Below are 25,584 nucleotides of genomic sequence, written 5' to 3'. Positions count from 1 at the left end.
TTTATATTTTATTTCTGAAGATTAAATATCGTCGAAATCAATATTGGTAAAGCTTTCAGCTGATTTTACTTCATCGTTTCCTTCAGCATAAACTTCTCTTTTGAAATCTTTTTGATGTCTTTCTGAAATTACTTCTTCACCTTTTTGGTCTAGAACAAAATCAGTCATTTCATCTAAAATTTCTCTGAAAGCAGCGAAATCTTCTTTGTACAAATAAATTTTGTGTTTTTTAAAGTGAAAAGAACCATCTTCTTCTGTAAACTTTTTACTTTCAGTAATGGTAATGTAGTAATCATCTGCTTTTGTAGCTCTTACATCAAAGAAATACGTTCTTCTTCCTGCACGCAATACTTTAGAAAAAATATCTTCTTTTTCTAACATTTCATTTTCTCTCATAATCCTACTTTCAATTAATTAGTGTTATAGCGTCTCAAAAATCTAAAAAAAAATCGGATTAAACAAAAGTTTAGTCAATTTCTTTTTCCGAAAGTTGTTTTAAGTATAACTCTTTGTAATACCCATTAAGGTCTAATAGTTGAGAATGAGTGCCTTGCTCTTTGATTTTTCCTTCGTCTAAAATGATAATCCAATCCGCATTTTTAGCTGAAGAAACTCGGTGACTCACAATTATAGTCGTTTTGTCTTTGCAATAATCTAATAAATTGTTCAAAATGGTTTCTTCAGTTTCGGTATCTACTGCACTTAAACAATCATCTAAAAGTAGCACTGGTGCATTTTTAATTAAAGCACGAGCAATTGAAACACGTTGCTTTTGTCCTCCCGACAAGGTAATGCCTCGTTCGCCCAAAACCGTTTCATATTGCTGATTAAAATTCATAATATTGTCATGAACGACTGCTTTTTTAGCGGCTTCCATTACTTCTTCATCTGTAGCATTTTCATTCCCAAATTTGATGTTGTTTTTAATGCTATCCGAAAACAAGAAAGCATCTTGCGGCACCACACTTATTTGATTGCGTAAATCGAATAAATTTAAGTCTTTAATGTCTTTGTTATCAATAGAAACCGTTCCTGAAGTCGTATCATATAAACGACTAATTAATGTCAAAAGAGTTGATTTTCCAGAACCTGTTTTTCCTAATATTGCTAACGTTTTTCCTTTTTTAACTTCAAACGAAATTTGGTCTAAAGCTTTAATTTTAGTGTCTTCGTACTCGAAAGAAACCTTGTCAAATTTAATTGCACCTTCAATTGAAGTATGGGTGCTAACCGTATTTTTAATTTCAGGTTCTTCTTTTAGAAATTCGTTAATTCGTTTTTGTGAAGCTTCTGCTTCTTGAACCAAAGAAGAAACCCAACCTAAAGATGCTACTGGCCAAGTCAACATATTGATGTATAAAATGAATTGGGCAATTACTCCAATACTTGCAATTTCGGGGTCGTTATTGATGTACATAGAGCCTCCAACGTAAACTACGACCAAGTTACTCAATCCAATAAGCAAAATCATCAGCGGACCAAAAAGTGAATTTACTCGAGCCAAATCCATGACTTTTACTTTGCTTTCATCACTTAGTTTCGTGAAATCTTCTTGTTTTTTGCCTTCGATGGCATAAGCTTTAATTACTCGGATTCCAGAGAAAATTTCTTGGGTAAAAGAAGAAAGCGTTGATAAATTCTTTTGAAATTCACCACTACGTTTATGAATCATCGAACTAATCTTAAAAATACTATACGATAAAAGCGGTAAAGGTAATAACGAATATAAAGTTAGTTTCGGCGAAATGTTGTACATATAAATTACCACAATTGTAAAGCGCATTAAGGTATTTAAAGAATACATTACGGCTGGACCAACGTACATTCTCACTTTTCCAACATCTTCGCTAATACGATTCATTAAATCTCCAGTACGATTACGTTTATAGAAACTTTGTGTTAACGATTGATAATGATTGAAAATTTCGTTCTTCAAATCAAATTCTACATGGCGCGACATTACAATTAGAGTTTGACGCATTAAGAATGTGAAAAATCCGGCGATAATTGTAGTTCCTAAAATCAGTAAAATGTTGTGAAACAATGTTTTTTGGAAACTAAGTAGGTCACCATCAGGGTTTTTTACGTAGTCTTCAATTACTTTTATAGAGTTTCCAATCAACTCAGGTGTAAATAATGAGAAGATTTGTGCTACAATTGTAATAAATATTCCAAGTAGGAAACGATATTTGTATTTGACAAAGTATTTGTTTAAATATTGTAATTCTTTCATAGTATTCTTTAGTGCGATAACATTTCTTTATCAAATTCATTAAAAAGATAATCAATTGATAATGAACGATTATCGGATTTTTTAGCTTTTCATTGCTAAATTATTAAAATAAATATAATTTTTTGAATCATTTTAAAATTATTCGTAATATTGTAATTAAATATTGAATAATTTTCAACTCAACTCAAATCGCATGACAGCAGAATTATTAAAAGCAAATGAGCTTCATAAAGTAGATCCAGTTTTTGGTCAGGTATCTTTTGATGGTCATGAACAAGTTGTATTTTGTCACGACAAAGATACAGGATTAAAAGCAATTATTGGAATTCATAACACAGTTTTAGGACCTGCTTTAGGAGGAACTAGAATGTGGAATTATACAAACGAATGGGAAGCGTTAAACGACGTTTTGCGTTTGTCTCGTGGAATGACTTTCAAAAACTCAATTTCGGGATTAAATTTAGGTGGAGGAAAAGCGGTTATCATTGGTGACGCTAAAACTCAAAAAACACCAGAATTAATGCGTCGTTTCGGACAATTTGTAGATTCATTATCAGGAAAATATATCACTGCAGAAGATGTGGGAATGGAAACTAAAGACATGGATACAGTAAATGAAGTAACAAAACACGTTGCTGGTATTTCTGTTGAAAGAGGTGGTTCTGGAAATCCTTCTCCTGTTACAGCTTATGGTGTTTTCATGGGAATGAAGGCAGCTGCTAAATACAAATTTGGTTCTGATAATTTAGAAGGAAAAAGTGTTTTAGTACAAGGAATTGGTCACGTTGGTGAATCGTTAGTACAACACTTAACAGAAAGTGGTGCAATTGTTACTATTACTGATATCAACGAAGATAGAGTTCACCAAGTAGGAGCGAAGTACGGCGCTAAAATTTTTACAGGTGCTGATTTATACAGTGCTGATGTAGATATTTACGCACCATGTGCTTTAGGAGCTACTATTAACGATGCAACTATTAACAATATCAAAGCTTCTATCATTGCTGGAGCGGCTAATAACCAATTAGCTAACGAAGCAGTTCACGGAAAAATCTTAAAAGAAAAAGGTATTTTATACGCACCTGATTTCTTAATCAATGCGGGTGGTGTAATCAATGTGTATTCTGAATTAGTAAAATGGACGAATGCTCAGGTTATGGAAAAAACAGAAAACATCTACAACACAGCATTAGAGATTTTCAAATTTGCAGATGATAACAACATCACTACGCATCAAGCGGCTTTTTCAATGGCGCAAAAACGTATTGATGATACAAAAAATGAATTAAAGAAGTAATTCGTTTTAAATAAAATTGTATTTTTGCAGAGCGAAAGAGGCAACTTTTTCGCTCTCTTAATTTTATAAAGTTCTTAATTAGTATGTTAAACAGAAGACATATCCGAGTAAAAGTGATGCAAAGTATTTATGCAATGCACCAACACCAATCTGATAATTTGGATAAAGAAGAAAAATTCCTTTTTCAAAGTATCGAAAACACCCAAAACTTGTATCTTTTATTGCTTTCGGCACTTATCGAAATCAAAAAGAAAGAAGAGGAATACATCGATTTGGCTTCTAAAAAACATTTAGCTACTAAAGAAGAGCGCAATCCCAATTTAAAATTCATCAACAATAAAGTTTTGGTTTTATTATCAGAATCGGAAGCATTGGAAACTGCTTTAGATGATCATAACATCAATAACTGGAAATTAAATGATGATATTATTTTAGGTTTGATTGATACGATTAAAGAAAGTGAATTGTATCAAAATTATATGCAAAAACCTGTTGGTAGTTTTGACGATGATAAAAACTTTATCGTTGATTTGTATACCGAAGTAATTGCTCCAAGCGATCGTTTGTATGATTATTTGGAAGATTTTAAATTAACTTGGGTGGATGATTTGCCAGGAATCAATACTTTAATTGTTAAACAAATCAAACAATTAAAAGGAGAAAATGATACTTTGATTGTTCCAAAAGTTTACAAAGATGAAGATGATAAAGATTTCGTAAAAAACTTGTTTAGAAAAACGGTTTTGAATGAAGTTGAATTATCTAAAGAGTACATCGATAAAACGCCAAATTGGGATGTAGAGCGTATTGCCGAAATCGATACGATTATCTTAAAAATGGCGATTTGTGAGTTGTTGAAATTCCCATCTATTCCAACAAAAGTAACAATTAACGAATATTTAGAAATTGCAAAGGAGTATTCTACACCAAAAAGTAGTATTTTTATCAACGGAATTTTAGATAACTTGGTAAAAGAATTTACTCAAGACGGAAAATTAAAAAAATCAGGTAGAGGTTTATTATAAATTTTAAAAATATGATAAGAAAATCAGTTAGTTTATTCGTTCTTTCATTAGCTGTATTATCAACGGCTTGTAAACAAGGAAGTGCAGCAGATAAAATTACAGATGCTGATATGAAAACAATTGAGGCTGAAAAAGCATTAATTGGTAAATTACCCATAGTTGAATTAGACAAAGAAATTCATGATTTTGGTACTATCAAAGAAGGAGATGTAGTAGAAACTGAATTTATAGTAAAAAATACAGGTGAATCGGATTTAATTATTGCTGATGCCAAAGGAAGTTGTGGTTGCACGGTTCCTCAACCGCCAAAAGATCCAATTAAACCAGGTGATTCTGCTCCTATCAAAGTGTCTTTTGATTCTAAAAATAAACCAGGAGAACAAGAAAAAACAGTTACTTTGACCACTAACACAGAAAATGGTCACGAAACCTTTAAGATTAAAGCAAAAGTTCAGCCTATGGCTGGTAAACCCGTTTATATACCAAATAACAAATAATTATGACTCCAGAATTAGGAATTCAATTAGTATTGATGATTGCTGTGTTTTATTTTCTATTAATAAGACCGCAACAACAAAGAGCCAAAAAAGAAAAAGCATTTGAAACCGGATTAAAAGTAGGTGATAGAATTATAACTAAAGCTGGAATCCATGGTAAAATTGCAGAAATGAATGAAGATACTGTAGTAGTTGAAACTATGGCAGGTAAAATCAAAATGGAAAAATCTGCTATTTCAATGGAAATGAGTGCTAAATTAGCAGCAAAATAAGATTTTTTAATATAGTAAAAAGCCGAATTTCAATTTATAAATTCGGCTTTTTTATGCTCTATATTTATCGTTTAATCCCCGTTCTTCTAAAATCATTGGAATGATTTTTTCTAAGCGAGCTATTTGCGTTTTTTCTTGTTTGGCAGTAGTTATGTGTTCTATAAACTCTCTTTGTTTGTATGGAGAAAATTTATTGAATTTGGTAAAAAGTTCTGAATTATTATCCAATTCGTTTTGCAATAATTCAGGGATAATGGTTTCTTTTTTCTCTTTTGGGATGACTAATCCTTTTTCTTCAATTTCAATGGCTTCTTTAATGTAGGCTAAAATCAGTTTTTCATCTATTTCTTTTACCGAATTGAATCGCATTTGGCGAAGTGATTTTGTATTTTCTTCATTCGCATTGATGAGTATTTTTTTCTCATCTTTCAAAAAAACACCATTGTAAAACCAAATTCCAAAATAGGATTTAAAACCACCAATTCCCACTACATTTTTATTTTTATAGGTATAAACGGGTCCGCCCCACTTAGTAGTTTCAACTAAAGGTGTTTTACGAATGATAGCATGCAATTGCTCCAATTCATTTTCCCATTGATTGGTTTTATTCCATTTGTTTTCTTCCACAAAATTATTTTTTAGCAGCAGTAATTTCTGCAATTTTAACAATTACTTCAGTTGCTTTTACCATACTTTCAACAGGAACATATTCGTATTTTCCATGGAAATTGTGTCCTCCAGCGAAGATATTTGGACAAGGTAATCCTTTGTAAGATAACTGGCAACCATCAGTTCCTCCTCGGATAGGTTTAATAATTGGTTTTATACCTAATTCTTTCATCGCTTTTTCGGCAATTTCAACAATATGAAAAACAGGTTCTACCTTTTCTTTCATGTTGTAATATTGATCTTTTACTTCAGCAATTACAATCTCTTCACCAAATTGTTTTTTCCATTTTTTATTGAATTTATTCGCTAATTCATGGATAAACTCTTTTCTTTTCTTGAATTTTTTTGCACTATGGTCACGAATAATTAATTCAACTACAGTTTCTTCAATACTTCCAGTAATACCAACTACGTGAAAGAAACCTTCATATCCTTTAGTTTTTTCAGGAATTTCGTTTTTTGGTAATTTAGAAATGAATTGATTAGCCAATAACATCGAGTTAATCATTTTTCCTTTAGCATAGCCAGGGTGAACGCTTTTTCCTTTGAACGTAATCTTAGCTCCAGCTGCGTTGAAATTTTCATATTCTAATTCGCCAATCTGACTTCCATCCATGGTGTAAGCCCATTCGCAACCAAATTTTTCAACATCAAATTTATGCGCACCACGACCAATTTCTTCATCTGGAGTAAAACCTACACGAATTTTTCCGTGTTTGATTTCGGGATGTTGAATTAGATATTCCATTGCCGACATAATTTCGGTAATTCCGGCTTTGTCATCGGCTCCTAAAAGGGTTGTTCCGTCAGTTGTGATTAGGGTTTGACCTTTATATTGTAATAAATCTTTAAAATAACTTGGCGATAAAATGATATTTTGTTTTTTATTTAAAACAATATCACCTCCATCATAATTTTTTACAATTTGAGGTTTTACGTTAGCACCAGTGAAATCTGGAGTTGTATCATAATGCGAAACAAATCCAATTGTTGGAACTTTGTGTTTTACATTACTTTCTAAAGTAGCCATTACATAGCCATTTTTATCTATGGTTACTTCTGTCATTCCCATTGCTTTTAGTTCTTTTACTAAAAGATTGGCTAGGTCAAGTTGTTTTTTGGTACTTGGTGTAGTGTCTGATTTTGGGTCAGATTCTGTATCAATAGTTACATAGCTTATAAAGCGATCGATTATATGTTGCATGAATTTTAAAATTTATACAAATATAGGAAATTGAATAGGTTTTTAAAAGTATGATTTGGGTAAATAAAAAAAGCACTTCGATTGAAGTGCTTTAGTGGGGAGAGCAGGATTCGAACCTGCGAAGATGTAATCAGCGGATTTACAGTCCGCCCTCGTTGGCCGCTTGAGTATCTCCCCAAGCCATCTTGCTTATTTGACTAAGCGGTTGCAAATATAGAATTGTTTTTTGTTCTTGCAAAGATATTTTCTACTATTTTACAGACTATTTTATAACTTTCTGTAAATGAAAAACATAAAAAAATCTTCCGAAGAAGATTTTTTAAAATATATTTTGTATTGAGATTATTTAACTCCTAAAAGTTCTTTTACTTTTGCTTTTAAGGCATCACCTCTAAGATCTTTTGCAACAATATTTCCTTTAGCATCTAAAATAAAAGTTGCTGGAATTGATTGCACATTGTATTGTTTTGCAATTGGTTCATCCCAAAATTTAAGATTTGAAACATGAGCCCAAGTTAATTTATCTTTTGCAATAGCTTCTTTCCATTTTGCAGCATCTTTGTCTAATGAAACTCCAATGATATTTAAACCTTTATCATGTAATTCATTGTACATTGCTACCACATTAGGATTTTCTGCTCTACATGGTCCACACCAAGAAGCCCAAAAATCAATAATAGTTACTTTTCCTAAAGATTCTTTTAATGAAATAGTTTTGCCTTCAGGAGAGTTTGCTGAAAAATTAGGCGCTTTTTCTCCTATCTTAACTACATTCTTTTTAAAAATAACAGCGCTAATTCTTTTTCCGCTATTAGTTTGTTGCATCGTTTTATCTAACTTATTGTAAATTTTGGTTACTTCTTCTTTAGAAAGATAGTTTCTCATTAAGAAATTTTCTAATAACAAGACAGAAATATAGGTGTCAGGATTATCATTAATAAATTTCTTAGAATACACATTCATTTCATCCTGAAATTTTTGATATTCACTCATTAATCTCTTAATGGTAACAGTATCTTTTTTTACCTGAGCATTTTGCATTATCTCACCATTATCTCTTCCATATTTTGCTACCTTTTCAGAAATGGCTCTAGATTCATTGTTGAATTTTTGAAACATATCGTTATTAGGCGTACCACCAAGTGAAGATTTATGCAATGAATCTTTAACAATTTTAATATCAATTTTACCTTCCTCAATAATTATTGGAAGATTAATAGGAGAGTTTTCAATTCTTACAAAACCCAAATCGATGTTTTTTGCAATTCCTCTTAGCTCAAATTTTCCGTCGGTAACCACAGCGGTATCCATTATTATTGTCCCTAGTTCAGATTGCATTTCTACAAATGCTTTTTTCCCGTTTTCAATTCCTTTAGCTTCTCCGCTAATAAGAAATTCATTATCTTTTAAATTGTTACAAGAAATTATTGATAATGTAAATAAAGCTAATAATGTTATTTTTTTCATTGTTTTAAATTAATTTTCGCAAATGTATTCAAAATAACTCACTTACAAAACATAAAAAAATGTTAGAATCACTATAAAAAACTAGTGTTCAAAGTTTTGTAAATCAAAAATATAGTTGTAATTTTGCACACCTTTTGGCGAAAAAGCGTTTCCATTAGGTGTCAATCATTTAAGTAAAACACTGCTGTTGTTTTCTATTTCGCATTAAGAAACGCTAGAAGCACGGCATACAAATTTTTTAATCAGCATGTCTGAAATTAACAAAACACAAGAAGAGTTTTTAGCGAATTTTAACTGGCATAACTATGCAGAAGGTATTGATGCAGTTGACGAGAAAAACTTACAAGAATTTGAAGATCTAGTAACTAAAACTTTCATTTCTACAGGAGATGAGGAAGTAGTTGAAGGAGTTGTTGTAAGAATTACTGATAGAGATGCTATCGTTGATATCAACGCTAAATCTGAAGGTGTTATTTCTTTAAACGAATTCCGTTACAATCCTAACTTAAAAGTTGGTGATAAAGTAGAAGTATTAATCGACGTTCGTGAAGACAAAACAGGTCAGTTAGTATTATCTCACAGAAAAGCTAGAACTATCAAAGCTTGGGACAGAGTTATCGCTGCTAACGAAACTGGAGAAATCGTTAATGGTTTCGTAAAATGTAGAACTAAAGGAGGTATGATCGTTGACGTATTCGGAATCGAAGCATTCTTACCAGGTTCTCAAATTGATGTAAAACCAATCCGTGATTACGATCAATATGTGAACAAAACTATGGAATTCAAAGTAGTTAAAATTAACCACGAATTCAAAAACGTAGTAGTATCGCACAAAGCACTTATCGAAGCTGATATCGAAGTTCAGAAAAAAGAAATTATCGGTCAGTTAGAAAAAGGTCAAGTATTAGAAGGAGTTGTTAAAAACATTACTTCTTACGGTGTATTCATCGACTTAGGAGGTGTAGACGGATTAATCCACATCACTGACTTATCTTGGTCAAGAATCAACCACCCATCTGAAGTTCTTGAATTAGACCAAAAATTAAACGTTGTAATCCTTGATTTCGATGATGAGAAAACAAGAATTCAATTAGGTTTAAAACAATTACACGCTCATCCATGGGATGCTTTAGGAGCTGAATTAAAAGTTGGTGATAAAGTAAAAGGTAAAGTAGTTGTTTTAGCTGATTACGGTGCTTTCATCGAAGTGGCTGAAGGTGTTGAAGGTTTAATCCACGTTTCTGAAATGTCTTGGTCTACGCACTTAAGATCAGCTCAAGATTTCATGAAAATTGGTGATGAAGTAGAGGCAGTAATCTTAACTCTTGATAGAGATGAAAGAAAAATGTCTTTAGGTATCAAACAAATGACGCAAGATCCATGGACTGATATCACTGCTAAATACCCAGTAGGTTCTAAACACACTGGAATCGTTAGAAACTTTACTAACTTCGGAATTTTCGTTGAGTTAGAAGAAGGTATCGACGGTTTAGTATATATCTCTGATTTATCTTGGACTAAGAAAATCAAACACCCATCTGAATTCGTAAACGTAGGTGATAAATTAGACGTAGTTGTTTTAGAGTTAGACGTTGAAGGTCGTAAATTATCTTTAGGTCACAAACAAACAACTCCAAATCCTTGGGATAAGTATGAAGATGCTTTCGCTGTAGGAACTATCCATAACGGAACAATTTCAGAAATCGTTGACAAAGGAGCTACTGTAGAATTTGGTGACGATATCGTTGCTTTCATTCCTACACGTCACTTAGAAAAAGAAGACGGTAAAAAATTGAAAAAAGGAGATACTGCTGACTTTAAAGTTATTGAGTTCAATAAAGAATTCAAAAGAGTAGTAGCTTCTCATACAGCTATCTTCAGAGAAGAAGAAGAGAAAAACGTTAAAGCTGCAACTGAAACTGCTTCAGCTCCAGCACAAACATCTACTTTAGGTGATAATAACGATATTCTTGCTGAATTAAAAGCTAAAATGGAAAAAGGAGGTAAATAATCTCACTTTTTTGTCTCACTGAGCTTGTCGAAGTGTTATAAAATCAATCCCGAAAGAAATTTCGGGATTTTTTATTGTGTATTATATTTGTTTATCGTAATATTGCAATATAATAATTAGTAATGATTGTGAAAACGTCATTTCGAGTGATTTTATACAGAAAAAATGCTAATTTTTGCTGTATAAAATTGTATCGAGAATAGTTTACAATCATGAAAAATAAGTAATTCAAAGCATTATGGGAGCATCAAAATCAGATTCTTTTTCAATAGAGCAAAACGAAATGGCAAGTTTATTCAAAGCCTTGTCACATCCGGCACGAATCGCTATCGTTGACTATTTATTAACGGTTGATTCTTGTATTTGTGGTGATATTGTAAATGAATTACCATTAGCCCAACCTACAATTTCGCAACACTTAAAAGAATTAAAAAACGCCAACATCATTAAAGGTACTATCGAAGGAACTGCTATTTGTTACTGTATCAATCCAGATACCATTGATAAAATAGAAAATCACTTTGGTATGATTCGTCATAAGTTAAAAAACAAATGTTGCTAATTTTAGGTTGTCACCCTGAGCGTAGTCAAAGGGAACTCTAGTTTTAATACTTAATTCTACAATCTTAATACATAATAAAATGAAACTATCCGAAATCAAAACCCAATTAAAAAAGCTAACTACAATAGCGTTTCAATTGCCAAACGGCGATTTAGTACCTAGTCATTTCCATGTTACCGAAGTAGGAAAAGTTACCAAACACTTCATCGATTGTGGTGGCACTATTCGTACAGAAGAAGTAATCAATTTCCAACTTTGGGAAGCCAATGATTACGACCACAGATTGCATCCAGAGAAATTAGTTCACATAATCGAACTTTCAGAAAAAACCTTAGGTTTACCTGATTTAGAAATTGAAGTCGAATACCAAATGAAGGAAACCATCGGTAAATTCAGTTTAGATTTTGATGGTACTAATTTCTTGTTAACTACAAAACTTACCGATTGTTTAGCAAAAGACAATTGTGGCATCCCCACCGAAAAACCAAAAGTCAAAATAGGCGAGTGGAAGCCAAAACAAACCTCTTGTTGCACACCTGATGAAGGTTGTTGTTAATTTTAATTCAAAAAACTAGTCACTAATTACTTTTCACTATTCACTCAAATAGATATGTTTGAAAATTTATCAAAAACAATTGAATCTATTTCAAAAATAGAAGTTTCAGCCGAACGTAAAGCAGTTTTAGAACCGCTAGTGGATTACTTTCAAAATAAAGTCAGTATAAGTGAAGAAATCCGATTGAACTTCATTTGTACGCACAATTCCAGAAGAAGTCATTTATCCCAAATTTGGGCACAAACCATGGCATTTCAATTCGGAATCAAAAATGTATTTTGCTATTCTGGCGGAACGGAAGCTACCGCTATGTTTCCAAAAGTAGCCGAAACCTTAGTAAATCAAGGATTTCAAATTCAGAAGTTAAGTCAAGAGCAAAATCCAGTTTACGCGGTTAAGTTTGATGATAATCAACATCCTATTATCTGTTTTTCAAAAGCCTATTTCGATGATTTTAATCCGAAGACTAACTTTGGAGCCATCATGACTTGCAATAATGCCGATGAAGGTTGTCCAATGGTTTTTGGTGCAGAAGCAAGATTCCCAATCAAATACGACGATCCAAAAGCATTTGACGGAACGGATGTAATGAACGAAAAATACGCTGAGAGAAGTTTACAAATTGCGAGTGAAATGTATTTTGTGTTTTCTCAAATAAAATAAGCACATGAAAAAAAGATTAGGATTTTTAGACCGCTATTTAACGATTTGGATTTTTTTAGCGATGTTACTTGGTGTTGGAATTGGTTATTTAATTCCAAATTCAGCTAATTTCATCAATTCTTTTTCATCAGGAACTACGAATGTTCCATTGGCTTTAGGTTTGATTTTGATGATGTATCCACCATTAACAAAAATCGATTTTTCTAAAGTACCGCAAATGTTCAATCAGCCAAAGTTACTATCGGCTTCACTTTTTATTACGTGGATTGTTGGTCCTTTTTTAATGTTTTTATTGGCAACTTTCTTTTTAAAAGACTATCCAGAATACATGACAGGTTTAATTATCATTGGAATTGCACCATGTATTGCCATGGTAATTGTTTGGAACGAACTTGCAGAAGGGAATCGTGAATTGACAGCAGGTTTAATTGGGATTAACAGCTTACTTCAAGTATTTTTCTTCAGTTTATACGCTTATTTTTATTTGCATGTGATGCTTCCTTTATTTGGAATCAAAGGTTTGGAATTAGATATTACTATTAGTGAAATAGCTAAAACAGTTGGAATCTATTTAGGAATTCCGTTTGCATTGGCTGTAGTAAGCCGATTTACAATAAAAAAGTATTTAGGAGATAAGTTTTTCAATCAAAAATTTATTCCTTTTGTTTCACCAATTACTTTGATAGCGCTACTTTTTACCATTGTAGTTATGTTCAGTTTAAAAGGTGAAATGATTGTCGATTTACCAATGGATGTAGTTAGAATCGCTATTCCACTAGTCATTTTCTTTGTGATTATGTTTTTCTTGATGTTTTTTTTTGCTAAGAAAATTGGAGCAGATTATAGAGATGCGGTAGCTTTATCATTTACAGCATCTGGAAACAATTTTGAATTAGCAATAGCAGTATCTATAGGTGTATTCGGAATTAATAGCGGACAAGCTTTTGCTGGTGTGATTGGTCCGTTAGTGGAAGTTCCAGCTTTAATAATTTTGGTAAATGTAGCTTTCTGGTTAAGAAAGAAATATTTTAATTAAGAGAATCTTTGTGGAATTTTCTGAATTTGGAACCAAATTCTTTCTGATATTCATATTCTAATGTAGAATCAGTAGGAGAAATAACTATTTTGATATTGGGATTTTTCTCTTTTAACCATTTTATATATTCTATAGTATTATTATTTTCAACAGAAGTAAATGATTTCTTTCCAGAAGCATATTTTATGTGATCAGTTTTACTTTTGTTAGTTCTAATGAAATGATATTCAGATATGTCTGAATATTTTAATGTTTCTATTTTATTGATGTAGAGATATTTGATTTCGATTTTATCATCAAAAAAATAAATGTCAAAAATACTTGCTCTTGTTTTAATAATTGTATAAATAAGAACAGCTAAAGAAAAAAGAAGGCTTGAAACAAATACGAATAAGTTATATTTTACGTAGATAATTTTTAATACTACTATCAATATTAATAACAATAAAAAAGGTAGAAATATTTCTAGCGAATTTTGAGAATGGTATTTTTTCATTTTATAATTAAAAACGCTCTTAATAGAGCGTTTTTTAGTTTTATTCTTTAATAATTTTTATTGTTTTTTGTTGGGAATCGTTTTCTAATTCAATTAAATAAATACCACTTTCTAAATTACTTACATCTAAAATGTTTGTAGTTGTATTTTCAAAAGTCTTCGTTTCGATTAATTGTCCAAGAATGCTATAAATTGAAGCTTTCGTAATGCTTAAATTATCCAAGTGTAAAATGTCTTTAACTGGGTTTGGATAAAAAACAAAAGATTCTAAATCAGTATCATCAACACTTAATGTAGTTGTGATATTAAATTGATATGGCGTTTGGTAATTAGTATTTGTTGGGTTCGTACTCGTTAATTTTAAGAAATAATCGCCAGGAGCAAGAACTCTTGTAAAGCTTAAAGTATTACCACTGTTGTTTTGCGATGCACCAACATCAACTCCAGCAGCATTTAAAATAGTTCCATTCATAGAAGATGTAACAATACTACTTACGTTAACAACCGCATTAACATTATCTGCAACGGTAAATTTAAAATAATCATTATCAGCAGCTACTGGGTTTTGAACTGTTGAATATCCAATATAAGTTTTGTTAGTTGTAATTCCGTAAGCTAATTCTTTGAAATTAGGTTCATCTAAACCTTGCATAATTTCATAGTATTGACTAGGTAGTGCAGTGTGATTTTCAATCCCAATAGAAGTGTAGTAAAAATATTTTATTGGATATGTTAATCCAGTTCCTGTAAAATAATTACCTAAAGTTCCAGAAGTTTCAGTTACAACTCCGTCTGAAGAAGATCCGTTTATTCTTCCTAGTACACATGAAAAATCAATAATGTTATCAATTGGTTTTTGATTTAATCCAACTATATTATCACCAATTGTACCATTACAATTAACATCTATGTTCCAATAATCTGGGCCAATAAAGTGTTCATTCATATTGCTAGAATTATTTATTTCAATTCCGCCAAACAAAAATCTACTAGGTTCACCACTATAATAATAAGTTGTTTTTAAGTCTCTTAGCGCCTCAGAACGTGTATCTGTTCCAGTAAGAAATGATCCAGGAATATCACTTGCGTTGCTTCCTCCGTGTGGAGTTCCTAGAGTTAAAAATTTAGCCACATGATGTTGATTGTCTGCTTGCCAGTTGTAAGAGTTTTGAATGTATTCTCTTGAAGCCAAACCTCCCATACTGTGGCCTACTAAAATTACTTTATTTTTCCCTGTAACTTCCATAACTCTTTGAACAGCAACTCTTACCGCAGCTCCTTGTTTAGCAATTGCCGATTGGTTACTTAGTACGGTTGTTCCAACAGCTCCATTTGGATTCACATTAAAATTCACATAATAATAATCACCGTTTTGTACTAAAGATTCAAATGCGGCAATATCTGCACCAGCTGTTGGGTAGAAATTTTTATTTGTTGTTGCGTTATTGTTGTCTGCATTTAAACAAAAATCAAAACGACCACCAAAAGTAAAACTATATTGGGTGTCATAATAATCAGTTGATGTATTCCAAGTTTCTGAACTTGAATTCAACCCGTGTATAAAAATAATAGGGTAGGGTAATTTACTTTCAAAAACTCTATTGGTGGTATTCGCAATAGGGGTTTTTAATGGAATGATACTATCATTTCTGTATTCGTAAAATTCAAATTCTGCAGATCGAGGTTTGAACTCTATTCTTTGGTTTTGAGAAAAAGCTATCGATGAAATAAATAATAAGGCAAATGATGCAAACAAAGTAATTTTATTCATACATATTATTTTTAATTTAATAATGCGCAATATATAAATAAATTGTTAAATTACTATGAATGCATATGTTTTTTGTTTGATTTGTTTATTTAAACGAAAAAAGCTCTATGTTTTTCACATAAAGCTTAATATATTAATTCTTTTGAAAATGGTATTATTTGTCTATCGAACCTAAAACACGCTTCATAAAATCGTTTAAAGCGGTTTTTTTATCAGCACCATTTTTGATAGCTTGATTCACTTCTAGTGCACCATACATATTAGAGATTAATTCTGCAATAACGTCTAATTCTTCATCTTTTAAAGAAGTAACTTCGCAAAGATTTTCTAAAACTTCAATAGTTTCAACAATATAATCTTGGTCGTTATCTTCGATAAATTGCGTTAACTGTTTTATAACGGGTAATTTCATATTTATTTTTGTTTCAAGTTTAAGGTTTCAGGTTGTTTTTAGTTACATATACAAACTTGAAACTTGTAACCTGAAACTTTTAATTAAATTACTTCATTTACCAATTCGGCTAAAACTTCAGCTTTATTAGTTTGTGTTTGATTTACTAAAACACCATTTTTGAAAGTTGCAAACGTTGGTAAATTATCCACTTTTGCTAATTTTCTAGATTCTGGAAATTTTTCTGCGTCAACCACCACAAAAGGTACTGCCTCGTTTTGAGAAGCCATCATTTTGAATTTTGGTTTCATAATACGGCAATTTCCACACCATGATGCTGAATATTGCACTACAACTGTTTCGTTTGAAGCAACAATTTCCGCTAAATTATCTTGTTCTATTTCTGTAAACATTTTTTTTTAAAGTTTTCAATTAGACAATATGTCAATGTGCCAATTATTGTCTAATTGACACATTGATTATTGACATATTATTTTAGTGAGAAGCTAAATAAGCAGCTGTTGATTTTCTATCAGCGTTCATTGCTTCTTTTCCTTCTTCCCAGTTAGCAGGACAAACTTCACCTTTAGTTTGAACGTGAGTATAAGCATCGATTAATCTTAAGTACTCGTTTACGTTTCTTCCTAATGGCATATCGTTTACGCTTTCGTGGAATACTTTTCCTTCTTCGTCAATTAAATAAGTAGCTCTGAAAGTAACGTTTGAACCTTCTAAGATTTCGTCATTTAAATCTTCGTTATAAACCCATTCTGCATCTAAAATATCTAAAGCAGCAGCTAAGTTTCTTGTTGTGTCAGCTAAAAGCGGGTAAGTTACACCTTCGATTCCACCATTATCTTTAGCCGTATTTAACCAAGCAAAGTGTACTTCGTTTGTATCACAAGAAGCGCCAATAACCATTGTATTTCTATTTTCAAATTCTTGTAAAGCAGCTTGGAAAGCGTGTAATTCTGTTGGGCATACAAAAGTAAAATCTTTTGGATACCAAAATAAAACTACTTTTTTCTTGTTGTTTACCGCTTCTTCTAAAACGTTGATTCTTAAATTATCTCCCATGAAAGAGATTGCGTCTACTGTAATGTTTGGGAATTTTTTTCCTACTAATGCCATGATTTATGATTTTAAAAATATTATTAATTTTCTGATACAAATTTACAAATAGAAACAACAAAAAAACATGATATTTATTATATTTTTAGATATTGTGATAGATAAAAATTATGGAAGATTTTTCCATCAAAATTTAAAGCAATAAAATAAAAAAACCACCTGAAATTAGGTGGTTTTAGTGAGTTTTATATTGCAATTATTTCAAATCAAATCGGTCAGCGTTCATTACTTTTGTCCAAACGTTAATGAAATCATTCACGAATTTCTCTTTGTTATCGTCTTGTGCATACACTTCAGCATAAGCACGAAGAATTGAATTTGAACCGAAGATTAAATCTACTCTTGTAGCAGTCCATTTGGTAACACCTGTTTTTCTGTTTACGATGTTGTAAAGATTATCTCCAACAGGTTTCCAAGAATAGTTCATATCGGTTAAGTTCACGAAGAAATCATTCGTAAGAACTCCTTCTTTATCAGTGAATACTCCATGTTTGGTTCCTCCAAAGTTTGTTCCTAAAACACGCATTCCTCCAATTAAAGCTGTCATTTCTGAAGCCGTTAATCCTAAAAGTTGCGCTTTGTCCAACATTAATTCTTCTGGTTCTACTACATATTTCGCTTTCATGAAGTTTCTGAACGCATCGTTTGTTGGTTCTAAAACTTCGAATGATTCTGCATCTGTCATTTCTTGTGAAGCGTCACCTCTTCCTGCTAGGAATGGAACTTTAACATTAAATCCGCCTTCTTTTGCAGCTTGTTCGATTGCGGCACTTCCTCCTAAAACAATCAAATCGGCTAAACTTACTTTTTTAGCTAAACTAGCCTGAATTTCCACTAATTTATTCAATACTTTTTGTAATCTTTCAGGTTCATTGGCAACCCAATTTCTTTGCGGTTCTAATCGGATTCTTGCTCCATTTGCACCACCTCTAAAATCGGAACCTCTGAAAGTTCTTGCACTATCCCAAGCCGTATTGATTAATTCGGTTCTGGTTAATCCTGAATTCAATAATTTTACTTTTAACTCTTCGATTTCGGCATCAGATAAAGTATAATCAACTGTTGGAATAGGATCTTGCCAAATTAAATCTTCTTTTGGAGCATCAGCACCTAAGTAGCGACTTTTTGGACCTAAATCTCTGTGTGTTAATTTGAACCAAGCTCTGGCGAAAACATCTGAAAAATAAGCTGGATCTTTGTAAAAACGCTCTGAAATTTCTCGGTAGGCAGGATCCATTTTCATCGCCATATCAGCATCCGTCATAATTGGATTTCTTCTTACAGATGGATTATGAGCATCAATTGGCATATCTTCTTCCTTAATATTAATCGGTTCCCATTGCCAAGCCCCAGCCGGACTTTTCTTTAATTCCCAATCATAGTTCAATAATAAGTGGAAATATTCGTTATCCCAACGAGTTGGATGCGTTGTCCAAGAACCTTCTAAACCACTAGTAACAGCATTTGCACCGCCACCTTTTGGGTTTAACCAACCAAAACCTTGATTTTCAATTGGTCCTGCTTCTGGTTCTGGACCTAATGTAGAAGCATCGCCATTTCCGTGAGCTTTTCCTACTGTGTGACCTCCAGCGGTTAAAGCTACGGTTTCTTCGTCGTTCATCGCCATTCTTTGGAAAGTGATACGAACGTCATGAGCGGTTTTTAATGGGTCAGGTTGTCCATCAACACCTTCTGGGTTTACGTAGATTAATCCCATCATTACAGCTGCTAATGGATTTTCTAAATCTCGTTCACCAGAATATCTTGTTCCTTTACTACCTGATTTAGCTAACCATTCTCTTTCTGCTCCCCAATATATGTCTTTTTCAGGATGCCAAATATCTTCACGACCACCTGCAAATCCGAAAGTTTTTAATCCCATCGATTCGTAGGCCATATTTCCGGCTAAAATCATTAAGTCGGCCCAAGAAATTTTGTTTCCATATTTCTTTTTGATAGGCCATAATAATCTTCGGGCTTTGTCTAAGTTTCCATTATCAGGCCAACTGTTTAATGGAGCAAACCTCAAATTACCAGTTCCAGAACCACCACGGCCATCTGAAATTCTATAGGTTCCAGCAGAGTGCCATGCCATACGTATGAATAATCCACCATAGTGTCCCCAATCAGCTGGCCACCAGTCTTGGCTATCAGTCATTAAATTTTTTAAATCGGATTTCAAGGCTTCTAAATCCAGTTTTTTGAATTCTTCTGCATAATTGAAATTTTCTCCTAATGGATTGGTTTTGGTATCATGTTGGTGCAAAATATCTAAGTTTAATGATTTTGGCCACCAATCGTGATTTTTAACACCATCACTTAATCCTTTTTGGTTTTGATGAAAAGGGCATTTGCTAATGTCGTTTGAGTTTTCCATATGCTATAATTTTAATTTATGATTGTAAGTGTTTGTTTTATAATTTTTTACACTTGCTAATTTACGAATAAAAAAACCACTACCTTGTTAAAGTAATGGTTAAATTTTATTTAAGTATAAATTAAAATTATAATAAAGTTATTCTTTAATAGTATTAATCAATTGTCTAATTTTAATATTGAATGCTGCAAAAATTAACGTCATGAATGGACTCAGAATGTTAAAGAAAGCAAAAGGAAGATAATCTAATGTAGGTACACCAAGAGTTCCTGCTTGATAAGCACCACAAGTATTCCAAGGTACTAAAACAGATGTTACTGTACCAGTATCTTCTAGAGTTCTACTTAAGTTTTCAGGAGCTAAACCTTTATCTTTATAAGCTTTAGCAAACATTTTACCTGGAACTACAATCGCTAAATATTGGTCAGAAGCTGTGATGTTTAATGCTAAACAACTTCCCACAGTTGAAGCGAATAAACCAAAAGTAGAATGTGCTAATTTTAATAAGGATTCACTAATTCTTGATAAAGCTCCAATGGCATCCATAATTCCTCCAAAAACCATTGCGCAAATAATTAGCCAAATAGTGGGTAACATTTTAGCCATTCCACCCGAAGTAAATAAATCAATTAAAGTTTTATTTTCTGTTGGAACTACTACTTTTGATGTAATAGCTTCCATAACTCCTTTATAAGCTGATTTAAAAGTCATGCTGTTAGCTCCTGTGATTCCGTTCACAACTTCAGGTTGGAAAATAATTGCAAATATTCCTGCTAATAAAGTTCCAACTAATAGAGCTACTAATGGTTCTGTTTTTTTAACAATTAATCCAATTACAATTACAGGAACTAAAAATAACCATGGTGTTACATTAAAGCTTGTTGTTATTGAATTTAATAAATCATCTGTATTCGCATCTCCTGTTACTTCAACTGAAAGTCCTAATATAATGAACAACAATAATGTGATAACATAGGTAGGAATTGTCGTGAATGTCATGTATTTGATATGCGTAAACAAATCAGTTCCTGCCATGGCAGGAGCAAGGTTTGTTGTGTCTGACATTGGAGATAATTTATCACCAAAATAAGCTCCAGAAATTACAGCACCAGCAACCATTCCTAAATCAAATCCTAAGGCACCTCCAATTCCGATTAAAGCGATACCCACAGTAGCAGAAGTGGTCCAAGAACTACCTGTTGCAATTGAAATTACCGAACAAATAATCAAAGTAGCTGGTAAAAATACAGCCGGACTCAAGATTTGTAAACCATAATAAATCATCGAAGGAATGATGCCGCTTACCATCCAAGTTCCTGCTAATGCACCTACCATTAATAAAATTAGGATAGCTCCAGCAGTAGATTTGATATTGTTTGCCACTTCATCTAACATTTTATGGAATGGTACTTTTGTGAAATATCCCATTATTGCAGCAACTGCACCTCCTAAAAGTAAAATAAACTGATTACTTCCTCCTAAAGCATTATCATCGGGTCCGTTATAGGCAAAAAGTACATTGTAAGCAAGCATTCCAATTAGAGCGAAAACGGGAATTAAGGCTTCCCAAAGTTTTAACTCTCTGTTTTTTATGATTTTAGTATCCATTTAGTTTTGTTTGAGGTTGCAATATAGAAAAATGCTTTTTATTTTGAAAACTTCTTAAAAAAGAAATCCGCTGATAATTCAACGGATTCGCTTTTTATTTTGTGAAAATTTATTTTTTCAAGTGTAAATCAAAGTAATCTGCAATTTTTGCATACATGTGAATTCTATCTCTTCCACCTACGTTGTGTTCGTGGTTTGGATATAAGAAATAATCTACTTGTTTTCCTACTTTAATGCAAGCTTCAATAAAATTCATACTGTGTTGTTGAACTACCACAGGGTCTTGTGCTCCGTGAATAACTAATAATCTTCCTTTTAAATCTTTCGCTTTGTTTAATAAAGACGTTTTTTCATAACCTTCTGGATTTTCTTGTGGTGTATCCATATAACGTTCTCCGTACATGATTTCGTAGTATTTCCAATCGATAACTGGACCACCAGCAACTCCAACTTTAAATACGTCTGAATGATTCGTCATTAATGAAGTCGTCATGAAACCTCCATAACTCCAACCAAAAACCCCAATTTTGTCAGCATCAACAAAAGATTTTGATTTTAAGAATTCAATTCCTTTCATTTGATCTGCCATTTCGTTTACGCCTAAATTTCTATGCGTAACCTCACAGAATTTTTTACCACGAGAATCACTTCCTCTATTATCTAAAGTGAATACTACGTATCCTTGTTGTGCCATGTAAATATCAAAGAATCCAGCACCACCTAACCAACGGTTGTTTACTAATTGCGCGTGAGAACCTCCGTAAACATAAACCATTACTGGATATTTTTTAGTAGCATCAAAGTTACCTGGATAAATTAATCTTCCGTTTAATGGCGTTTTTCCATCAGGTGAAGTTAAGGTTACGAATTCAATTTTAGGTAAATCAATTTTTCCTGTGAAAGGATTTTCGGCTTTTACTAAAGAAGTATTCGCTTTTTTATTTTTGATGTTTAAAATCGAAATTTCGTTTGGAGTAGTTAAATTGCTGTATTGATCTAAAATCATAGTTCCGTCAGAAGAAACAGAAGCTGTGTGAGTTCCAGGAACAGTAGTTAATTGAATCGTTTTTCCTGATTTTAAATCAACTTGAAACAATTGACGGTCTAATCCATTATTTGTTGTTCCGATGTAGTTTATTTTTGTGTTGGTAGCATCAAAGCCAAGCATGTCTTTAACAACCACATCTTTAAAACCTAAGTTTTTCAATAGTTTCCCATCGGTATTGTACAAATACATTTGGTTGAAACCATAGAAATCGGTTTGGTAAATAAACTGCGAAGGATTGTTTGGAATAAAAGTTAACGCATGTTGTGGTTCTACCCAAGTAGCAGCTTTTTCTTCAAATAATGTCTTCACGAAAGCTCCTGTTGCAACATCATATTTATTGAATTTTAAATGATTTTGTTCACGATTCAAAATACCAATAAAAATGTGTTTTCCTGTTGGTTCCCAAGACACCATAGTTAAATATTGATCTTTTGGTTCTCCTGTTTGAATCGTTACTTTTTTAGCAGAAGCTACATCGTAAATTACCAAAGTGACATTCTCGCTAGTCATTCCAGCCATTGGATATTTAATGTCTTTGTTGGTTGCTTCGCGCTCATTCCAGTTGGTAAGCGGATAATTAGCTACCATAGTTTCATCTTTACGATAATAGGCTAATTGCGTTCCTTTTTCGTTCCACCACATTCCTCTGTCTATACCAAATTCTTGACGGTGTACATAATCAGAACCGTTTACGATTGATTTGTTTTCATCGTTGGTAACTTCAATAACTTGTCCAGAAGGAGTTGTAATTCGGATATTGTTTTCTTCTAGCCAAGCTACATTATTATTAGAAGCGAATTTTGCCTGAGTACCTTCAATTGCATAGCTAATTACAGAAGTAATTTGTTTTGAAACTACGTCATACGTTACTTTATAATTATTTTTCTTACCCGCAACTTCCGTTTCAAATGTATTTACGGTTTTCCAATTAATTGAAAATGGGAACGTTCTAAGGGTAAATTCATCATTTGAGATTTTTGATTTCAAAGCAGTTTCAAATTCTGTTTTTGTAGCTAAAGTGGAAGCTGTCCAACCGTTTGCAGCGCTTTTTTCGATTAAAGATGAAAAGTCAGTGCTTAAATACGTGATGGATTTGGAATCTTTACGCCATTGTTGGGTAGTTTGTGTTGTTGGAGCATATTTTCTTGGTCCTAAAACGGTTTCTTCAATGGTTAAATTTTGCGCAACGGCAAAACTTCCAACCAATAGAAAACTTAAAAGATATTTTTTCATTACAAGTAAATTAATTGTGTATTAGAGTTCAAAGTTACGTATTTGTTACAAAAAAATCCGATTCATTGCTAAATCGGATTCTATTGAAATTATTTTGCTAGAATTATAAAACTCCTAATTCTACCATACATTGTCTCATCATTTGGTACGTTCTTTCGATATCGTTATCTAAACCAATTGAAAAACGAATTAAACCATCGGTTAAGCCCATTTCAGCTTGTTCTTCTAATGGAATTTCTGATGAAGTTGAAGTTCCAGGAGCACTGAATAACGTTTTGTAGAATCCTAAACTTACGGCTAAATATCCTAAGTTTCTTTCTTGCATTAACTCCATTAAAGCATTGGCTTTGTCTAAACTTCCTACGTCAATCGTCATCATTCCTCCAAAACCATATTCTGGATTAATCATGGTTTTGTAAATTTCATGACTTGGGTGACTTGCTAAACCTGGATAAACCGTTTTAATTCCGTCTGCTTCAAATTTGTTAGCCAAATACATTGCGTTGTGGCTGTGTTGTTTCATTCTGATGTGTAACGTTCTTAAGTTTTTCATCACAGAAGCCGAACGTAAACTATCCATTGTTGGACCTAAAAGCATACTTGCACCGTCGTTTACATTTTTTAAGCTATTGATGAATTCTTGAGACGCACAAACCACACCACCAACTGTATCACTACTTCCGTTGATGTATTTTGTTAACGAGTGAATCACGATATCAGCACCTAATTTCGCAGGAGCAACAGATAAAGGTGAGAATGTATTGTCAACTACTAATTTGATATTATGTTTTTTAGCAATTTTAGCCAATGAAGCAATATCAGCCACTTCTAGTAAAGGATTACTAACGGTTTCGCAGTATAAAACTTTTGTATTTGGAGTAATAGCTGCTTCAACTACGTCTAATTTTGTAATATCTACAAATGTAGTTTTGATGCCCATTCTTGGAACGAAATTCTTTAAAAAGGCGTAAGTTCCACCGTAAATGGTTCTACTTGAAACAATATGGTCGCCATTTCCACACAATTGCAAAAGAGTAGGAGTGATAGCGCCCATTCCAGAAGCTGCCACATTAGCCGATTCTGTTCCTTCCATTGCAGCTAGTGCTTTGTCTAAATATAAATTACTTGGAGATGAGTGACGTGAATATAAATAACAACCTTCAGCATTACCTTCAAAGGTATCAAACATGGTTTTTGCTGAAAGAAATGTGTATGTTGAACTATCTGAAATCGATGGATTTACACCACCAAATTCTCCGAAATATTGTAAATCTTGTATACGATCTGCCGGATTAAATTTTTCCATAATTTTAAAGTTTAGTTGTTTATTTTAAATCAAAAATATAATTTGGTAAATTATTATTCAATACTAGAAATTAAAATTAGATTTTCATTCTAAATTTAGTTAAAGTTATAGTTTTTATTTCTGTTATTTATTCGTTTTAGTTACATTTGCTGACAACTAAAAAACAAACAACACAACTAACCAATGGACGTAATCGACAAAAAACTTTTAGGTTTTCTACAAGAAGACACTAAAAGGACAACTAAGGAGCTTTCCTTATTATTAAATCTTTCCGTAACTGCTGTTTACGAACGTATTAAAAAATTAGAGCGTGAAGGAGTTATTACCAAATACGTAGCGCTTTTAGACCGAGTTAAATTAGACAAATCCTTCGTGGTTTTTTGCCATATTAAGCTAAACCAACACACAAAAGATTTTATTACCACTTTTGAAAACGAAGTAGTCAAATTAACCGAAGTTTCAGAATGCTATCACGTAAGTGGTGATTATGATTATATTTTGAAAGTAAACGTAAAAGACATGGAAGAATATCGTGAGTTCATGGTTACAAAACTTACTGGTTTGCAGCATATCGGAAGTACACATAGTTCTTTTATGATTGGAGAAGTAAAATATACAACAGCTTTTACTTTAAACTAAGCTATAATAATTTACCAAAAAATTAACAAGGAATTAATTTAAAAAGCCTTACTTTTGTTTTCGAATTTAAGTCGAACAACAAACTTTATATA

Annotated in this window: 24 protein-coding genes and 1 tRNA gene; 10 read left to right on the top strand and 15 right to left on the bottom strand. The window is 32.4% G+C overall.

The window, feature by feature from the left end; genetic code table 11:
• Positions 1-21: 21 nt before the first annotated feature.
• Together ACE3PD_RS04785 and ACE3PD_RS04780 are read right to left on the bottom strand one after the other, a co-directional pair.
• Positions 22-396, bottom strand: a complete 375-nt coding sequence (locus tag ACE3PD_RS04785) for a PUR family DNA/RNA-binding protein (protein WP_374400049.1) — start codon at positions 394-396, stop codon at positions 22-24.
• Between the two features lie 70 nt (positions 397-466).
• Complete coding sequence (locus tag ACE3PD_RS04780) at positions 467-2,233, bottom strand: ABC transporter ATP-binding protein (RefSeq protein ID WP_374400046.1); 1,767 nt, start codon at positions 2,231-2,233, stop codon at positions 467-469.
• Between the two features lie 193 nt (positions 2,234-2,426).
• On the opposite strand from ACE3PD_RS04780, the gene ACE3PD_RS04775 reads away from it, so the two are divergent.
• The 4 genes from ACE3PD_RS04775 (at position 2,427) to yajC (ending at position 5,324) form a co-directional block, all read left to right on the top strand.
• Complete coding sequence (locus tag ACE3PD_RS04775; RefSeq protein ID WP_374400043.1) at positions 2,427-3,530, top strand: Glu/Leu/Phe/Val dehydrogenase dimerization domain-containing protein; 1,104 nt, start codon at positions 2,427-2,429, stop codon at positions 3,528-3,530.
• Positions 3,531-3,613: 83 nt separating this feature from the next.
• Positions 3,614-4,555, top strand: coding sequence for a transcription antitermination factor NusB (gene nusB / locus ACE3PD_RS04770; protein WP_374400040.1), 942 nt, complete (start codon positions 3,614-3,616; stop codon positions 4,553-4,555).
• Positions 4,556-4,566: 11 nt separating this feature from the next.
• Entirely contained in the window at positions 4,567-5,052 is a 486-nt protein-coding gene (locus tag ACE3PD_RS04765) for a DUF1573 domain-containing protein (protein WP_374400038.1), read from the top strand.
• Between the two features lie 2 nt (positions 5,053-5,054).
• The gene (yajC, locus tag ACE3PD_RS04760; protein WP_374400036.1) at positions 5,055-5,324 is read left to right on the top strand and encodes a preprotein translocase subunit YajC; all 270 of its coding nucleotides are present in this window, start codon (positions 5,055-5,057) and stop codon (positions 5,322-5,324) included.
• A 51-nt stretch (positions 5,325-5,375) separates the two neighbouring features.
• Here the strand turns inward: yajC and ACE3PD_RS04755 are convergent, their stop codons facing one another.
• From ACE3PD_RS04755 to ACE3PD_RS04740, 4 genes are all read right to left on the bottom strand, one after another.
• On the bottom strand, positions 5,376-5,951 hold the full coding sequence (locus tag ACE3PD_RS04755; protein ID WP_374400034.1) for a YdeI family protein: 576 nt from the start codon (positions 5,949-5,951) through the stop codon (positions 5,376-5,378).
• 4 nt (positions 5,952-5,955) lie between these two features.
• Complete coding sequence (gene pepT / locus ACE3PD_RS04750) at positions 5,956-7,197, bottom strand: peptidase T (RefSeq protein ID WP_374400031.1); 1,242 nt, start codon at positions 7,195-7,197, stop codon at positions 5,956-5,958.
• A 95-nt stretch (positions 7,198-7,292) separates the two neighbouring features.
• A tRNA-Tyr gene (locus ACE3PD_RS04745) sits at positions 7,293-7,374 on the bottom strand.
• A 165-nt stretch (positions 7,375-7,539) separates the two neighbouring features.
• On the bottom strand, positions 7,540-8,664 hold the full coding sequence (locus tag ACE3PD_RS04740) for a redoxin domain-containing protein (RefSeq protein ID WP_374400028.1): 1,125 nt from the start codon (positions 8,662-8,664) through the stop codon (positions 7,540-7,542).
• Between the two features lie 247 nt (positions 8,665-8,911).
• On the opposite strand from ACE3PD_RS04740, the gene rpsA reads away from it, so the two are divergent.
• The 5 genes from rpsA (at position 8,912) to arsB (ending at position 13,492) form a co-directional block, all read left to right on the top strand.
• Positions 8,912-10,675, top strand: a complete 1,764-nt coding sequence (gene rpsA, locus ACE3PD_RS04735; RefSeq protein WP_374400026.1) for a 30S ribosomal protein S1 — start codon at positions 8,912-8,914, stop codon at positions 10,673-10,675.
• A 238-nt stretch (positions 10,676-10,913) separates the two neighbouring features.
• Complete coding sequence (locus ACE3PD_RS04730; RefSeq protein ID WP_333809195.1) at positions 10,914-11,237, top strand: metalloregulator ArsR/SmtB family transcription factor; 324 nt, start codon at positions 10,914-10,916, stop codon at positions 11,235-11,237.
• 79 nt (positions 11,238-11,316) lie between these two features.
• Positions 11,317-11,793, top strand: a complete 477-nt coding sequence (locus tag ACE3PD_RS04725; RefSeq protein WP_374400022.1) for a DUF6428 family protein — start codon at positions 11,317-11,319, stop codon at positions 11,791-11,793.
• Between the two features lie 54 nt (positions 11,794-11,847).
• Positions 11,848-12,456: a low molecular weight phosphatase family protein gene (locus ACE3PD_RS04720; protein WP_374400020.1), complete on the top strand. Its 609-nt coding sequence runs from the start codon at positions 11,848-11,850 to the stop codon at positions 12,454-12,456.
• A 4-nt stretch (positions 12,457-12,460) separates the two neighbouring features.
• Positions 12,461-13,492, top strand: coding sequence for an ACR3 family arsenite efflux transporter (arsB, locus tag ACE3PD_RS04715; RefSeq protein WP_374400017.1), 1,032 nt, complete (start codon positions 12,461-12,463; stop codon positions 13,490-13,492).
• Here the strand turns inward: arsB and ACE3PD_RS04710 are convergent.
• From ACE3PD_RS04710 to ACE3PD_RS04670, 9 genes are all read right to left on the bottom strand, one after another.
• Entirely contained in the window at positions 13,485-13,988 is a 504-nt protein-coding gene (locus ACE3PD_RS04710; RefSeq protein ID WP_374400015.1) for a hypothetical protein, read from the bottom strand. The genes arsB and ACE3PD_RS04710 overlap by 8 nt on opposite strands.
• Before the next feature lie 40 nt (positions 13,989-14,028).
• Positions 14,029-15,759, bottom strand: coding sequence for a T9SS type A sorting domain-containing protein (locus ACE3PD_RS04705; RefSeq protein WP_374400012.1), 1,731 nt, complete (start codon positions 15,757-15,759; stop codon positions 14,029-14,031).
• Positions 15,760-15,913: 154 nt separating this feature from the next.
• A complete protein-coding gene (locus ACE3PD_RS04700) occupies positions 15,914-16,171 on the bottom strand; it encodes a hypothetical protein (RefSeq protein WP_374400010.1) in 258 nt (85 codons plus the stop codon).
• Between the two features lie 83 nt (positions 16,172-16,254).
• A complete protein-coding gene (locus tag ACE3PD_RS04695) occupies positions 16,255-16,563 on the bottom strand; it encodes a thioredoxin family protein (RefSeq protein ID WP_374400007.1) in 309 nt (102 codons plus the stop codon).
• 82 nt (positions 16,564-16,645) lie between these two features.
• The gene (locus tag ACE3PD_RS04690; protein WP_026726698.1) at positions 16,646-17,281 is read right to left on the bottom strand and encodes a peroxiredoxin; all 636 of its coding nucleotides are present in this window, start codon (positions 17,279-17,281) and stop codon (positions 16,646-16,648) included.
• Positions 17,282-17,477: 196 nt separating this feature from the next.
• Positions 17,478-19,658 (bottom strand): catalase/peroxidase HPI, encoded by a 2,181-nt coding sequence (gene katG / locus ACE3PD_RS04685; protein ID WP_374400005.1) that lies wholly within the window; start codon positions 19,656-19,658, stop codon positions 17,478-17,480.
• Between the two features lie 138 nt (positions 19,659-19,796).
• Positions 19,797-21,266 carry a Na+/H+ antiporter NhaC gene (gene nhaC, locus ACE3PD_RS04680; protein WP_374400003.1) on the bottom strand — a complete coding sequence of 490 codons (1,470 nt, stop codon included), beginning with the start codon at positions 21,264-21,266 and terminating at the stop codon, positions 19,797-19,799.
• 109 nt (positions 21,267-21,375) lie between these two features.
• Positions 21,376-23,547 (bottom strand): DPP IV N-terminal domain-containing protein, encoded by a 2,172-nt coding sequence (locus tag ACE3PD_RS04675; RefSeq protein WP_374400000.1) that lies wholly within the window; start codon positions 23,545-23,547, stop codon positions 21,376-21,378.
• A 103-nt stretch (positions 23,548-23,650) separates the two neighbouring features.
• The gene (locus ACE3PD_RS04670) at positions 23,651-24,853 is read right to left on the bottom strand and encodes an aminotransferase class I/II-fold pyridoxal phosphate-dependent enzyme (RefSeq protein WP_374399998.1); all 1,203 of its coding nucleotides are present in this window, start codon (positions 24,851-24,853) and stop codon (positions 23,651-23,653) included.
• Between the two features lie 183 nt (positions 24,854-25,036).
• Here ACE3PD_RS04670 and ACE3PD_RS04665 point away from each other — a divergent pair, with 183 nt between their 5' ends.
• Complete coding sequence (locus tag ACE3PD_RS04665; protein ID WP_374399996.1) at positions 25,037-25,492, top strand: Lrp/AsnC family transcriptional regulator; 456 nt, start codon at positions 25,037-25,039, stop codon at positions 25,490-25,492.
• Positions 25,493-25,584: the final 92 nt, after the last annotated feature.

The organism is Flavobacterium sp., from assembly GCF_041911335.1.
Classification (GTDB): Bacteria; Bacteroidota; Bacteroidia; order Flavobacteriales; family Flavobacteriaceae; genus Flavobacterium.
Note: the sequence above shows the minus strand (reverse complement) of the source record. Positions and strands in the feature narration are given on the sequence as shown.

What these genes read in the sequence shown, in the direction of transcription:
- ACE3PD_RS04725 (WP_374400022.1), top strand. Translation starts at nt 11,317, where the DNA reads ATGAAACTATCCGAAATCAAAACCCAATTAAAAAAGCTAACTACAATA.
- nusB (WP_374400040.1), top strand. Translation starts at nt 3,614, where the DNA reads ATGTTAAACAGAAGACATATCCGAGTAAAAGTGATGCAAAGTATTTAT.
- arsB (WP_374400017.1), top strand. Translation starts at nt 12,461, where the DNA reads ATGAAAAAAAGATTAGGATTTTTAGACCGCTATTTAACGATTTGGATT.
- ACE3PD_RS04710 (WP_374400015.1), bottom strand. Translation starts at nt 13,988, where the DNA reads ATGAAAAAATACCATTCTCAAAATTCGCTAGAAATATTTCTACCTTTT.
- ACE3PD_RS04665 (WP_374399996.1), top strand. Translation starts at nt 25,037, where the DNA reads ATGGACGTAATCGACAAAAAACTTTTAGGTTTTCTACAAGAAGACACT.
- ACE3PD_RS04785 (WP_374400049.1), bottom strand. Translation starts at nt 396, where the DNA reads ATGAGAGAAAATGAAATGTTAGAAAAAGAAGATATTTTTTCTAAAGTA.
- ACE3PD_RS04690 (WP_026726698.1), bottom strand. Translation starts at nt 17,281, where the DNA reads ATGGCATTAGTAGGAAAAAAATTCCCAAACATTACAGTAGACGCAATC.
- ACE3PD_RS04695 (WP_374400007.1), bottom strand. Translation starts at nt 16,563, where the DNA reads ATGTTTACAGAAATAGAACAAGATAATTTAGCGGAAATTGTTGCTTCA.
- ACE3PD_RS04775 (WP_374400043.1), top strand. Translation starts at nt 2,427, where the DNA reads ATGACAGCAGAATTATTAAAAGCAAATGAGCTTCATAAAGTAGATCCA.
- ACE3PD_RS04675 (WP_374400000.1), bottom strand. Translation starts at nt 23,547, where the DNA reads ATGAAAAAATATCTTTTAAGTTTTCTATTGGTTGGAAGTTTTGCCGTT.
- rpsA (WP_374400026.1), top strand. Translation starts at nt 8,912, where the DNA reads ATGTCTGAAATTAACAAAACACAAGAAGAGTTTTTAGCGAATTTTAAC.
- ACE3PD_RS04705 (WP_374400012.1), bottom strand. Translation starts at nt 15,759, where the DNA reads ATGAATAAAATTACTTTGTTTGCATCATTTGCCTTATTATTTATTTCA.
- yajC (WP_374400036.1), top strand. Translation starts at nt 5,055, where the DNA reads ATGACTCCAGAATTAGGAATTCAATTAGTATTGATGATTGCTGTGTTT.
- ACE3PD_RS04740 (WP_374400028.1), bottom strand. Translation starts at nt 8,664, where the DNA reads ATGAAAAAAATAACATTATTAGCTTTATTTACATTATCAATAATTTCT.
- nhaC (WP_374400003.1), bottom strand. Translation starts at nt 21,266, where the DNA reads ATGGATACTAAAATCATAAAAAACAGAGAGTTAAAACTTTGGGAAGCC.
- ACE3PD_RS04700 (WP_374400010.1), bottom strand. Translation starts at nt 16,171, where the DNA reads ATGAAATTACCCGTTATAAAACAGTTAACGCAATTTATCGAAGATAAC.
- ACE3PD_RS04730 (WP_333809195.1), top strand. Translation starts at nt 10,914, where the DNA reads ATGGGAGCATCAAAATCAGATTCTTTTTCAATAGAGCAAAACGAAATG.
- ACE3PD_RS04780 (WP_374400046.1), bottom strand. Translation starts at nt 2,233, where the DNA reads ATGAAAGAATTACAATATTTAAACAAATACTTTGTCAAATACAAATAT.
- pepT (WP_374400031.1), bottom strand. Translation starts at nt 7,197, where the DNA reads ATGCAACATATAATCGATCGCTTTATAAGCTATGTAACTATTGATACA.
- ACE3PD_RS04720 (WP_374400020.1), top strand. Translation starts at nt 11,848, where the DNA reads ATGTTTGAAAATTTATCAAAAACAATTGAATCTATTTCAAAAATAGAA.
- ACE3PD_RS04670 (WP_374399998.1), bottom strand. Translation starts at nt 24,853, where the DNA reads ATGGAAAAATTTAATCCGGCAGATCGTATACAAGATTTACAATATTTC.
- ACE3PD_RS04765 (WP_374400038.1), top strand. Translation starts at nt 4,567, where the DNA reads ATGATAAGAAAATCAGTTAGTTTATTCGTTCTTTCATTAGCTGTATTA.
- katG (WP_374400005.1), bottom strand. Translation starts at nt 19,658, where the DNA reads ATGGAAAACTCAAACGACATTAGCAAATGCCCTTTTCATCAAAACCAA.